Annotated in this window: 17 protein-coding genes; 9 read left to right on the top strand and 8 right to left on the bottom strand. The window is 60.6% G+C overall.

Annotation, left to right across the window (positions count from 1 at the left end):
• Positions 1 to 123: 123 nt before the first annotated feature.
• From F2P46_RS32915 to F2P46_RS32900, 4 genes are all read right to left on the bottom strand, one after another.
• Positions 124 to 558 carry a hypothetical protein gene (locus F2P46_RS32915; RefSeq protein WP_166898369.1) on the bottom strand — a complete coding sequence of 145 codons (435 nt, stop codon included), beginning with the start codon at positions 556 to 558 and terminating at the stop codon, positions 124 to 126.
• Between the two features lie 19 nt (positions 559 to 577).
• Positions 578 to 1,063, bottom strand: coding sequence for a DUF2867 domain-containing protein (locus F2P46_RS32910; protein ID WP_208296872.1), 486 nt, complete (start codon positions 1,061 to 1,063; stop codon positions 578 to 580).
• A 164-nt stretch (positions 1,064 to 1,227) separates the two neighbouring features.
• Positions 1,228 to 1,659, bottom strand: coding sequence for a hypothetical protein (locus tag F2P46_RS32905; RefSeq protein ID WP_166898366.1), 432 nt, complete (start codon positions 1,657 to 1,659; stop codon positions 1,228 to 1,230).
• Entirely contained in the window at positions 1,653 to 2,219 is a 567-nt protein-coding gene (locus F2P46_RS32900; protein WP_166898364.1) for an N-acetylmuramoyl-L-alanine amidase, read from the bottom strand. The genes F2P46_RS32905 and F2P46_RS32900 overlap by 7 nt, the downstream gene beginning before the upstream one ends.
• A 173-nt stretch (positions 2,220 to 2,392) precedes the next feature.
• On the opposite strand from F2P46_RS32900, the gene F2P46_RS32895 reads away from it, so the two are divergent.
• Both F2P46_RS32895 and F2P46_RS32890 read left to right on the top strand, forming a co-directional pair.
• Positions 2,393 to 2,965, top strand: coding sequence for an XRE family transcriptional regulator (locus tag F2P46_RS32895; protein ID WP_166898362.1), 573 nt, complete (start codon positions 2,393 to 2,395; stop codon positions 2,963 to 2,965).
• Positions 2,966 to 2,969: 4 nt separating this feature from the next.
• A complete protein-coding gene (locus F2P46_RS32890) occupies positions 2,970 to 3,500 on the top strand; it encodes a GNAT family N-acetyltransferase (RefSeq protein ID WP_166898360.1) in 531 nt (176 codons plus the stop codon).
• 175 nt (positions 3,501 to 3,675) lie between these two features.
• Here the strand turns inward: F2P46_RS32890 and F2P46_RS32885 are convergent, their stop codons facing one another.
• Positions 3,676 to 4,110 (bottom strand): PACE efflux transporter, encoded by a 435-nt coding sequence (locus F2P46_RS32885; RefSeq protein ID WP_208296871.1) that lies wholly within the window; start codon positions 4,108 to 4,110, stop codon positions 3,676 to 3,678.
• 124 nt (positions 4,111 to 4,234) lie between these two features.
• Between F2P46_RS32885 and F2P46_RS32880 the strand changes: the two genes are divergently transcribed.
• The gene (locus tag F2P46_RS32880; RefSeq protein WP_166898358.1) at positions 4,235 to 5,128 is read left to right on the top strand and encodes a LysR family transcriptional regulator; all 894 of its coding nucleotides are present in this window, start codon (positions 4,235 to 4,237) and stop codon (positions 5,126 to 5,128) included.
• Between the two features lie 202 nt (positions 5,129 to 5,330).
• On the opposite strand, the gene F2P46_RS32875 is transcribed toward F2P46_RS32880, so the two are convergent.
• Positions 5,331 to 5,792, bottom strand: coding sequence for a GNAT family N-acetyltransferase (locus F2P46_RS32875; protein ID WP_166898357.1), 462 nt, complete (start codon positions 5,790 to 5,792; stop codon positions 5,331 to 5,333).
• A gap of 88 nt (positions 5,793 to 5,880) precedes the next feature.
• Between F2P46_RS32875 and F2P46_RS32870 the strand changes: the two genes are divergently transcribed.
• Entirely contained in the window at positions 5,881 to 6,171 is a 291-nt protein-coding gene (locus tag F2P46_RS32870) for a hypothetical protein (RefSeq protein WP_166898355.1), read from the top strand.
• Positions 6,172 to 6,341: 170 nt separating this feature from the next.
• Positions 6,342 to 6,884 (top strand): TetR/AcrR family transcriptional regulator, encoded by a 543-nt coding sequence (locus tag F2P46_RS32865; protein WP_166898353.1) that lies wholly within the window; start codon positions 6,342 to 6,344, stop codon positions 6,882 to 6,884.
• 14 nt (positions 6,885 to 6,898) lie between these two features.
• Here F2P46_RS32865 and F2P46_RS32860 read toward each other — a convergent pair whose 3' ends face one another.
• Positions 6,899 to 7,273 carry a DUF6463 family protein gene (locus tag F2P46_RS32860; protein ID WP_166898351.1) on the bottom strand — a complete coding sequence of 125 codons (375 nt, stop codon included), beginning with the start codon at positions 7,271 to 7,273 and terminating at the stop codon, positions 6,899 to 6,901.
• Positions 7,274 to 7,420: 147 nt separating this feature from the next.
• Here F2P46_RS32860 and F2P46_RS32855 point away from each other — a divergent pair, with 147 nt between their 5' ends.
• From F2P46_RS32855 to F2P46_RS32840, 4 genes are all read left to right on the top strand, one after another.
• On the top strand, positions 7,421 to 8,065 hold the full coding sequence (locus F2P46_RS32855; protein ID WP_166898372.1) for a transcriptional regulator: 645 nt from the start codon (positions 7,421 to 7,423) through the stop codon (positions 8,063 to 8,065).
• Entirely contained in the window at positions 8,062 to 9,033 is a 972-nt protein-coding gene (locus F2P46_RS32850) for a threo-3-hydroxy-L-aspartate ammonia-lyase (protein WP_166898349.1), read from the top strand. Before F2P46_RS32855 ends, F2P46_RS32850 begins: the two co-directional genes overlap by 4 nt.
• On the top strand, positions 9,034 to 9,567 hold the full coding sequence (locus F2P46_RS32845; RefSeq protein ID WP_166898347.1) for a gamma carbonic anhydrase family protein: 534 nt from the start codon (positions 9,034 to 9,036) through the stop codon (positions 9,565 to 9,567).
• Between the two features lie 176 nt (positions 9,568 to 9,743).
• A complete protein-coding gene (locus F2P46_RS32840) occupies positions 9,744 to 10,136 on the top strand; it encodes a hypothetical protein (RefSeq protein WP_166898345.1) in 393 nt (130 codons plus the stop codon).
• 55 nt (positions 10,137 to 10,191) lie between these two features.
• On the opposite strand, the gene F2P46_RS32835 is transcribed toward F2P46_RS32840, so the two are convergent.
• Entirely contained in the window at positions 10,192 to 11,895 is a 1,704-nt protein-coding gene (locus F2P46_RS32835) for an MFS transporter (RefSeq protein ID WP_166898343.1), read from the bottom strand.
• Positions 11,896 to 11,923: the final 28 nt, after the last annotated feature.

Here is an 11,923-nt window from a genome sequence, read left to right as displayed (position 1 = left end):
GCTGCTCTGGGGTAGAATTCATGTCGGGCAAGGTGTGTTCGTGCTGATAGGGTAGGTTTCTAGATAACTCCCATTCTATCAATCACTTACGGCATTCTTGCCCTTTTTTGTGCAAAATTCAGGCTAGTCCACTGAAAGCCCGCTCTCCTTGGCCATTTCCGTGACCATTTTTTTGACTCGCGCAAAGCCATCCTGATCCATTTTGACCCGCGTCGCCCCCATGATCACGCCGCCGTCGTCATCAATATGGATGATGTCGGCATCTGGAACGGTGATTTTGACTCTGATACCGTCATCGATGAATGGCCCAGGCTTGGCTTTTTTGATCAATTCCAATATTTCCAGATATCTTCTATCCTGAACACCAAGTTGCCCGATATATGTACACGAATGAGAAAAATTCGATATCTTCATTCCGATAGATGTTGCGACATCAAAAGGAACATGACAAAACACCGCAGTACGCTTGTCGATCGGAAGATTTTCCTCTTTGATTCCACACGATGTGAAAGACAGGCAAATCGCAACGCAATAGACAAGCTTAGGGGTTCTTTTCATTCGTAGCGCCAATGCATGCTCAAGTCCTCATTTCTCTTACTGCCCTTTCCAGATTCGCCCGCATAATCACGCGATGAAACGGCGCAATCGTCGCAAGATAGATACGTCCCAGTCTGTTATGGCAATGCACCACCGTGCCCGCGAGCAGCTCGCGACCATGTGCTGCATCGGCGCGAAGCTGGATGGTGACGCGGAAGTCGAGATGCCGGTCATCCGCGCCCAGGATGACCTCCGTCGCGCTCTTTGACAGCAGCGGCAAGAAGCCGATCACCGGTCCACGCGCCGCGCCGGCAAGACCGACGGCGCGCGAGGATGCGACGCCGACTGTCGTCATCGCCACATCGCGGACCCGCAGGAGCGCACGAATCCACCACGCCTGGTGCTCTAACGCGAAGCGTGCCAGCACCTCCAGATCATCGCTGGCCCCCACAGGCAGTTCAATGGCAAAGGCGTCCAACAGGTTCGCGTTCGCGTAAAGCGGCGCTAGCACGGTGTTGTTGGGCATGGGCACAGCGCGTGCTTTGGTCGAGGTCGTGTTTCGGGGGAGGTTCATGGTGTCCAGGGGGCTAGTTGCGAGAGCGGTTTATCGATGCGGGCGGCCATCTCTCGATTAAGGAGTTGCCGCGAGTCTGCCCGCATCGCGTACGTCACTGAGGGAGAAACCTGGCGTCATTTCTCCACAGCCGGGAATGCTTTCGCCTTGCATTTCGGGCAATACAGGTAGACGGTTCGGCCATTGCTCAGCTTCAGCGATCCAGCGCGATACTGCTGGATCTCCCAGGTACCCGTGACGCCGCCCTTAAAGGTGACCTTGCCGCTCGCGTGGCAGGGCGACCAGTCGAGCATATGCAAGTAATCATGTTCGGCGACTTCGGCGGCCTTGCCGATGTACTTCCGGACTTCCTGCGCGCTGAGTTTGAAATCTGCGCACTGCTCCGCAGGCTCTTTGGACGCCGGGGACGTCGCACCATTGTTCTCGATGGTGACTGTGGTGATCGGCGCAAGATGCGCATTGCGCATCTTCGGTTCGGTACCTGAACCGTCGGCCGTCGCTACAGACGCGCTTGCCGCTAAGGCGAGGAGGAGGGGAGCGATTACCATGATGCGGTTGAGGCTTCAGTCTCGTTCTTGCGCGATACATCCGGGTGCCGGAATACCTCCGTCATCGGTACGCCCAAGGTCGAACTCAGCTCGGCGACCAGCCATTTAAGCGACGCATTCTGTTCCGCATTGACCGCTTCATAGACATCCTTGGTGGCGACGCCAACAATCTCAATCCCGACGCTGTCCTCGTTGGAGGGGTAGCGCTGCGGCACCTCCTTCTTCATTTCCCTTTTATTTTCGGCCGTTGGATTGTACTTGAACTCTTTCGGGCTGCAACGGTGCTCGGCGACACAGCGCGCTTTAAGCTTACCAACGTGCCAGGTCTGCTTTTTCAACGACGCGCACTGATAAATCGTTCCGTCCTTGTCGATCAAAAAATGCGCGCCGTTCGCGTTTGGCAAGGTGTAGCTACTCAAGCTTGAGGCGCCGGTCGAGCCGCCAGTCTGGTGCACGATGATGCCGTTTACCTTGGTTAAAGCTCCGTGCTCGATGACGGGGCGTGGTGTACGCTTCACGCGTCCATTGACAATGTAGCCGGTACTGTCGATATTGAGCACGAGATCACCTCTTCTTGGTTATAGTAGAACTTTAATATTAACCATAAAAACACAATTGAGCTATAAGTAATAACCCCCGGGAACATCAAAATGCAGCCCCGGCACCTCCGGCGCTGCCATTTTTTCCCCTCAAACCGCTTCTTTTTCGTCCAAAAATCCATTAGAGTAGACGAATGGATGCATTAAGAGACGAAACGAGCGCTGCAATTGCCCGCCGGATCCGCCTTGAGCGCGATGCGCGCGGCTGGTCGCTGGCGGACTTGGCCAGCCGCTCCGGCGTGGCCAAGTCCGCCATCAGCAAGATTGAACGCGAAGAAACCAGCCCGACGGCGGTGATCCTGGTGCGGCTGGCCGGCGCCTTCGACCTGACCCTTGCCGGCCTGCTGCTGCGCGCCGAAGGCCATGACGATGCCAGCCGCGTCATGCGTGCGGCGCAGCAACCCCTATGGCGCGACCCGGACAGCGGCTACCTGCGCAGGCAAGTCTACGCACGCCCCGATCACCCGGTCGAAATCGTGCAGGTCGACATGCCGCCCGGCCAGCGCGTGGTGCTGCCGGCCTCGTCGTACGTGCACATCCGCCAGGCGATCTGGGTCCAGGCTGGCCCTCTGACTGTGTTCGAGGGGGGCGAGCAGCACCGGCTGGAGACCGGCGACTGCCTCGGCTTCGGCCCTCCGTCCGAGGTGACGATTGCCAATGACGGCGAAGACACTTGCCGTTACCTTGTCGTTCTTTCCCGGAGCTGAACACATGTCCACCGTTGATATTCGTCCATTGCTGCCCGCGCCCGCATTGATCGACGATCTCGCCGCCTTGCTGGTCGAAATCGTCGCCGATGGTGGCTCGGTCGGCTTCATGCATCCGCTTGACAATGCACACGCCCGCGCGTTCTGGACCAGCACGCTGCAAGCGGCGGCGCACGGCCAGCGCATCGTCTTCGGCGCTTTCGAGGACGATCGACTGGTGGCGACCGTAAGCCTGCTGCTGGACTGCCCGCCCAACCAGCCGCACCGCGCGGAAATCGCCAAGATGATGACCTTGCCGCGCTGGCGTGGACGCGGCATCGCCGCGGCCCTGCTGCGGTCTGCCGAAGCGGCGGCCGTGGAGCGCGGCAAGACCCTGCTGGTGCTCGACACCGCCAGCGAGGGCGGCGCGGCCGGGCTCTACGAAAAACATGGTTTTACGCTGACCGGGGAAATTCCCGATTTCGCGCTCAAACCCCACGGCGGGCTGACGGGAACGTTGTTGTACTGGAAGAGGATCGGAACCGAGCGCGCCTGACAACATCTTCCGCTTGCTTTCGGACCGGTCCGAATGTCTGCAGCGGCGGAAGCAGTCGTCGGCTGCCAGGCTCCAGCAGTGGTTAACACTGTCCTGGCGAGTTCCCTCGAAGAATTGACGCAAAAGGCCGGCGAATTTGAGTCCGCCTCGTCCGCTGATGCCGCGCTTGCGGCCTTCAAGCTGCGCAAGGCGCCGCCGCGGCGGTGATGGGAAACAGGCGGTCGTACGCAATGTTGAACAGGAATCCATAGACCAGATAGAAGGTCACGATGGCCAGATCCATCAGGAACGCTGCCCACAGGCCAATGCCCAGGTACCAGGCGATCATCGGGATCAGCATGGCGACCAGTCCCGCCTCGAACAGGAAGGTGTGCGCGACCCGGATGGCGATGGTTTTATGCACGCTGCCGCGCAGGCGCAACATGGCGCGGTCGAATCCCATGTTGAAGACGAAATTCCAGAGCGTGGCGATGGTCGCCGATGCAAAGCCGATCACGCCCATGTGCTCGATCGGCTGGTCGAAGGCGAGTGCCGATCCAGGAATGAAGATGGCCAGGGCCACGGCCTCGAAGAGAAGCGCGTGTCTGACGCGATCACGGAATGTGCGCATGTAAATCCTTTGTCTGCTTGTCGTTACGGACATCGTCCGGATACCCGGTTGACGTTTCGGCAGCATGATCGCATACTGCATAAATGTACACATAGAGGTAAAATCGCGCCATCATGCTTCAAATATGAAACAGCTCAATTGGGATGACCTGCGTTTGTTGTCTCTGATCGCGCAGGAAGGCACCTTGCGGGGAGCCGCCCGGAAAGCGGGGCTCAGTCCGGCTACGCTGTCGCGCCGCCTTGACGCCCTGGAAGAAGCAGTCGGGCAAAAACTCGTCGAACGTTTCCAGGGCGGTTGCATTCCGACCGCCTTTGGCGCCGATGTTTTCGCTTTGGCCGACCAAATGGGCGAGATCGCGCTGGAAGTCGAGCGCACGCGCGATCGCCAGAACGCCCATGCCGCTTCCGGTGTGGTACGGATCAATACCGACGAGTGGCTATCTTATTTCTTGACGACCCGATTCGCGCCGTTTCATGAGGCGTATCCCAACGTCGAAGTGGAAATCGTCACCTCCCACCGGCCCTACAGCCTGGCGCGGCGCGAAGCTGATATTGCGATTCGCCCTTACCGGCCCGAACAGCTCGACCTCGTCACCCGCCATATCGGCACCTTGTCGTTCGGGCTGTATTGCAGCCGCGATGTCGCCACGCGCCATGCGGCTGCCTTTGCGAACCAGCAATGGGCAAGCATGCCGTTCGTCGGTTTCGACGAGCCGCGCGCGGAGTTCCAGTCCGACCGCTGGTTGCGCGCTCTGCCTGGCGGCCCGGTGCCATGGATGCGATGCAGTTACGGGCTGGGCATTCTCGATGGCGTAGAACATGGCGCCGGACTGGGCGTGCTTGCCACCTTTCTCGCCAATGACCAGCACGATCTGGTGGCCGCGATTGCGCATATTCCCGAGCTGGATCAGGATATCTGGCTATCGATGCACAGCGGCCTGCGCACCAGTGCGCGCGTCAAAGCGGTCGTCGATTTCATGGGACAGGTATTCAGCCAATACCGGGAAACGGGCTGTTGATGCCTGAGGGCCTGCAACGGCCGTTTTGGGGCGATGCTCAAAATTTTGTTTTACGGCTATTATCTGCGCGTCGTCATTGAGCTGCACCAGCGCCAAGCCGCCATGAAGTTCAACCGGATAAACGCCCCGCAGCGCCACAATAGATTGAATCGCGTAGCTCACTTTTTGCCTGCCTCCCGTGTCTTCCGATAAAGCGGCCGGGTCAGCCGTTCTTATTTGGGATGGTGTAAACATAAAACACGTCGTCATCACGCTCCCAGCCTGTCGCCTCATACAGTGCTTGCGCGTTTGCGTTGGTGCTCGCCGTTGACAGCGCAAGACGGATCGCTCCGACCGTCTTCGCAAAGTCAACGGAAGCGGAAATGAGTTGGGCTCCCACGCCCTTGCGGCGCCCCGATTCGCTGACAAACAAGTCGTTCAGGATAAAAATCCGCCCGAGAGAAACACTCGAAAAGCTCGGATACAACTGCGCAAAGCCGACTGGCTCGGATCCCTCATGGGCGATAAACACGACCGACTCGCCGTGATGAAAGCGGTCCGACAAAAACTGCTTCGCAGCCGCCACGTCGCTGTCGCGCTGGTAGAACTGGCGGTAGCCATCGAATAAAGCTGACAATGCGTCGAGGTCGGCAAGTACGGCCTGGCGAATCTGAATCGTGCTCATGCGGTTATCATCCATGTAAGGTGTTCAGAAGCAGGGTATCCTGCTTAAATTGCAATGTATCATCAAATTTCGAAGAGGGTTGAGAGCGATGGATGAGGCGATGAAAAAGGAAATTGCCGCGTTGGGACACACGGCGCACGACTTGACCGAGTCCGCCTACCGCAGCCACCCTTCCACGCGCGGGGAAGCGGGGTGGGCGGACAAGCAGCGGATACTGCTGGCCGATATGGCGCTCCACTTGTTGCAAACGGCGCTCAGGGACGGCGCGCTTCCAGCCGATGAGCTCAGGCGCAACCTGTATGCCATCCTGACTGTTTCCGACCAGTTCATCCCCGATGACGGCATGAAAGCGATTGTCGACCGTCTGTATGCCACCTGACGGCAGAATGTCCGTGGGAACTGCGGGCGGAAAACGGCACGGCCATGGCCAGCAAACGGTCGCTCAAGCGCCTTGTCCGGTACTCATTATTGCCTCTCGCCATACTGTAAGGTATGGCGAGCTTTGCATCAAGCATTGGAGTTGCCAAGACCATTCGGTATGATGACGGCATGGACGATAAAAAGAACCGACAAAGCTGGCTCGGTGCCGGCTTGCAGGCGCTGGCCGACGACGGCCCGGAAGGTTTGCGCATCATGACGATCGCGCAAAAGATGGGCGTGACCAAGGGCAGTTTTTACTGGCATTTCAAGAATCTGGAAGATTATCAATCCGCGCTCATGGAAGAGTGGGAGCAGGTGCACACCCAACAGGTGATGGATATTGTCGACCAAGAGGATGTGGATGTCGGCAGCAAGCTGGGCAAGCTGTTCACGGGTGGCCCGCCGCATCTGTTTACGCTGGGCCGGGCGATCCGCGCATGGTCCATGACCAACGAGCAGGTCAGGCAGGTGCAGGAACGGGTCGACCGCAAGCGGGTCGACTATGTGGCCCACCTGCTGACCGATATCGGCTGGCCGGCGGACCAGGCGCCCGTGATTGCGCGCTGGAATTACTGCGCCTTTATCGGACACGCCGCCATTGGCGCGCCGGAGATGAGCGAGGCCGAGATTGGCATCGTGGTGCAGTTGCTGACGCCGCCGCGCAAAGGGTAGCGTCCGCCAGGTTGCTAGACGATCCAACCCTCGCCAATGGCAATGAGCACGGCCGAGACGGCGACCAATCCCCATAGCGGTGAGCGGGGAAAGGCGACGATCCCCACGGCCCCGGTCGCGAAGCCGTAGATCCCGACCAGCCCCAGGCTGGCCGTATCGGCGGCGCCGGCGGCGCGCCAGGCAAGGTGGCCGCACAAGACCAGCGGCGGGCCGAACGCGATGAACCAGAAGGCAAGTCGGCGCTCGTCATTGGCCCCGAACCGGTTGAAGAGGCCTTCGCCCCAGGCCGCGCCCAAGGCTTGCCGGAATTTCGCCACGCCAAACAAGATGTGCAAAATGCCGAGCACGAACAAGGTGGCGGCGGCGATATGTCCTGAAGAAATTGTCATGGTTTCATCCTATGATGGAAGGCGGCGTGATTGCTCCATACCCTTGGGTATGGCCGTCACTATACGGGCATTGCGACTCTTCCGTCAATACCTTGCGGTATGGCAAAGTCAATTGACATTTTGTTTGACGGTGACATAATGTCAGTCATGACCCTCACCGAAAACGAACTGCTCCTGCGCGAAGGCAAAAAGATTGTCGAGGCCCTTGGCCGCACCCTGGCGCCCATGGTGGAGGTGGTGCTGCACGACCTGACTCGTCCGGCGTCCTCCATCGTGGCAATCTCGAACAGCTTGTCCGGGCGCGAAGTGGGCGATCCGACCACCGAAATCGGCATGGCCCGGATCACCGATCCTGGGTTTCCCGATATCTTGCAAAACTACGCCAACCAATTTCCCGATGGCCGCCCGGCGAAAAGCACATCGATCGGTTTGCGCAACAGCGCCGGCGACTATGTTGCCGCACTGTGCCTGAACGTCGATGTGTCGATGCTCGCCAGCGTCGTCGCCAGCCTGTCGCAGCTGGCGCAAACCCAGGCCGACGTGGTCCCTGTGCGCGAATCGCTGGCGTCGCCGCGCCTGGACGAGTTGCGCGCCACCCTCGAACGCTTTGCCGCCGGCCTCAACAAAACCCCGCGCGCGCTCACGCCTGCCCAGCGGCGCGAGGCCGTGCAGCAACTGGCCGACGCCGGCCTGATGGACCTCAAGAACGCCCAGGCGGTCGTGGCGGCCATGCTCGGCGTTGCCCGGCCCACCGTGTATTCCTATCTTCCACAGAAAGATCCATCGCCATGATCCAGCTTCCCATTTCCTTCGACGACGTGGCGCGCGCGCACGAGCGCATCGCCGGTGCGGTCCACCGCACGCCGGTATTGACCTCGAGCAGCGCCAACGAGCGCACCGGCGCGCAGATTTTCTTCAAGTGCGAAAACCTGCAGCGCACCGGCGCTTTCAAGATCCGCGGCGCCTACAACGCGCTGGCGCAATTTTCGCCCGAGCAGCGCGCCTGTGGCGTGGTGACCTATTCGTCCGGCAACCACGCGCAGGGCATCGCGCTGGCGGCCAAACTGCTGGGCATCAAGGCGGTGATCGTCATGCCGCGCGACGCGCCCGCCATCAAGGTGGCCGCCACGCGCGGCTACGGCGCCGAAGTCGTCACCTACGACCGCTACACCGAAGACCGCGAAGCGATCGGCAACGCGCTGGCGGCCGAGCACGGCCTGACCCTGATTCCGCCGTACGACCACGCGCACGTGATGGCCGGGCAGGGCACCGCCGCCAAGGAACTGATCGAAGACGCCGGCCCGCTCGACGTGCTGCTGGTGCCGTTGGGCGGCGGCGGCCTGCTGTCCGGTTGCGCCACCGCCGCCAGGGCGATGAACCCCGATTGCCGCGTGCTGGGCGTCGAGCCCGAGGCGGGCGACGATGGCCAGCGCAGTTTTCGCAGCGGCCAGATCGTCCACATCGCCACGCCCGACACCATCGCCGATGGCGCCCAGACCCAGCACCTGGGCCAGCATACCTTTGCCGTGATCCGCGCGCGGGTGGACGATATCCTGACGGTGCCGGACGCCGAACTGGTCGCGGCGATGACGTTTTTTGCCGGCCACATGAAAATCACCGTGGAGCCCTCCGGTTGCCTGGGCGCGGCGGTGGCGCTCGATCCGCGCATGGACTTCAAGAACAAGCGGGTCGGCGTGATCGTTTCGGGCGGCAATATCGACCTGCAACGCATGGCCATGCTGATCCAGAAGGCGGCTTGAATGGCGCTCACTTCCTATCTCGGCGCGCACCCGCGCATTGGCGCGCAAGCCTATATCCACGCGTCGGCGCAGGTCATCGGCGACGTCACCCTGGGCGAAGATTCGTCCATCTGGTGCAATGCGGTAGTGCGCGGCGACGTCAATCACATCGTGGTCGGGCGCTGCTCGAATATCCAGGATTTCGTGATGTGCCATGTCTCGCACAAGAATCCCGGCAAGCCGCTGGGCTCGCCGCTGGTCGTCGGCGACTACGTCACCATCGGGCATAACGCCATTCTGCACGGCTGTACCATACAAGACGAATGTCTGGTCGGCATGGGCGCGATCGTGATGGACGACGCCCTCATTTCGTCCCGGGTGATGGTCGGCGCGGGCAGCCTGGTGCCGCCGGGCAAAGTGCTGGAAAGCGGCTATTTGTATGTCGGCCGCCCGGTACGGAAAGTGCGCGCCCTGACGCCGGAGGAGCTGGCCTTCCTCAAATACTCGGCCGAACATTATGTGCGCGTGAAGAATAACTACCTTGGCGCGACCTAAGTACCCGCCCATAAATAACTGTGATTTTTGTCTTCCATAGCCGGCGCGCTGCGGCGTTGCCCTCCGCTCGCAGTGCTCGCACTGCGTCGCGTCGGGCGCACGGCAATCGCATCCGGCTATGTTCGCCAAAACTCACACTTATTTCTGCGCGGGTACTTAGGCATGGCAGTGCATCGATGACGACATTGACTGTTTTGCTGGGGCGCGTAAATGCGGCCTTCGGATGGGACTTCGCCTCGTTCTCGGCCCTGATCGAGCAGTTGGTGCCGCCCGGGCGCTGGCGCCGTCCGCATGACCCGGCGTTCCAGGCCGTGGCCGACAGCGCCGCCTTTTTGCCCGAAACGCTGTACGTGGTGAGCGACGAATCGTACCGGGAAGGCGTGGGGGCGTTCGCCGTGCAGCGTGACGAGCTGTCCGGCTTCATCCTTGCTTATCCCGGGCGCCATGGGGTGGCGATGTTCGATAGTGACACCTTCATTATCGGCATCGACTCGAAGCTGGTCTGGATGTTCCATCACGAAGGCGTGTGGACCCTGTTCGATGGCAGGCGCCCTGCGGCGCCGCCCTGAGACAAAAAAAATGCCGCTCACGGGAGCGGCATTTTCATAAGTGAAGCCGGATGGCTTAATCGGCGGCGTAAATGTCGTTGTCCTTGGTTTCGCGGACAAACAGGCCACCGATGACCACCGTGACCAGCGCCACGATAATCGGATACCACAGGCCGTAGTAAATATCGCCCTTGTACGCAACGAGTGCGAACGCGGTAGTTGGCAGCAAGCCGCCGAACCAGCCGTTACCGATATGGTAAGGCAGCGACATCGAGGTGTAGCGGATGCGGGTCGGGAACATTTCGACCAGCATGGCCGCGATCGGGCCGTACACGGCCGTCACATACAGCACCAGGATAAACAGCAGCAGCACGACCATCGGCTTGTTGATCTGGTCCGAGTCGGCTTTGGCTGGATAGCCGGCCGCCTTGATCGCCGCGGCGACATCGGCTTTCAGCACTTTTTCCTTGGCTTTGCTGTCGGCGTCGAAGTCCAGGTCGCCGGCCGTCATTCCCGCGGTGAAGGAGGTAAATTCCTTGTCGCCGATGCGTACCTTGGCCAGCGAACCGGCCGGGGCGTCATCACGCGTGTAGCTCACCGATGCCGCCGTCAGGATGCCGGTAGCGATATCGCACGAGGACGGGAATTTTTCGGTGCCGGTCAGCTTGAACTGGAAGTGGCACGATGCCGGATCGGCCACGACCACCACTGGCGAACTTTGCAGCGCAGTTTCCAGCGCCGGGTTGGCGTAGTGGGTGATGCCCTTGAAGATCGGGAAGTAGGTAACCGCCGCAATCGCGCAGCCGCCCAGGATGATCCACTTGCGGCCGATCTTGTCCGACAGCGTACCGAACACGATGAAGAAAGGCGTGGCCAGCAGCAGCGAAATGGCGATCAGGATGTTGGCCACCGCGCCGTCGACCTTGAGCGTCTGGGTCAGGAAGAACAGGGCGTAGAACTGGCCGGTGTACCAGACCACGGCCTGGCCCATGGTCAGGCCGACCAGGGCGAGGAACACGATCTTGGCGTTCTTTGGCTGGAGGAAGGCTTCCGACAGCGGGGCCTTGGAGGTCTTGCCTTCGGCCTTCATCTTGGCGAATGCGGGCGACTCGTTCATCGACAGGCGGATCCAGACCGACACGCCGAGCAGCAGCACGGACACGAGGAACGGGATGCGCCAGCCCCAGGCCGCGAACTCGGGTTCGCCGAGGGCGGTACGGGTGCCCAGGATCACCACCAGCGACAGGAACAGGCCCATCGTGGCGGTGGTCTGGATCCACGAGGTGAAAAAGCCGCGCTTGCCGTGCGGCGCGTGTTCGGCCACGTAGGTTGCCGCGCCGCCGTATTCACCGCCCAGCGCCAGGCCCTGCAGGATGCGCAAGGTGACCAGGATGATTGGCGCGGCAATGCCGATCGAGGCGTAACTCGGTAACAGGCCGACGATGAAGGTCGAGGCGCCCATCAGCAGGATGGTGACCAGGAAGGTGTACTTGCGGCCGATCATGTCGCCGAGGCGGCCGAACACCAGCGCCCCGAACGGACGCACGATGAAGCCGGCGGCGAAGGCGAGCAGCGCGAAAATGAAGGTGGTGGTGGGGTCGCCGACGAAAAATTGTTTGGCGATGATGGGAGCGAGCGAGCCGTACAGGTAGAAGTCATACCATTCGAATACCGTGCCCAGGGAGGAGGCAAAGATGACCTTGCGCTCTTCCTTGGTCATCCCCGTGTCGGCGGGATTCCCCTTGCGCCCGTCGATCGCGTTGCCAGGTGTAATTGCCATAGATGTCTCCGTGTTTAATATAGTTATT

It is taken from the genome of Massilia sp. CCM 8734, assembly GCF_011682155.1.
Taxonomy (GTDB): Bacteria; Pseudomonadota; Gammaproteobacteria; order Burkholderiales; family Burkholderiaceae_D; genus Telluria_A; species Telluria_A rubra.
Note: the sequence above shows the minus strand (reverse complement) of the source record. Positions and strands in the feature narration are given on the sequence as shown.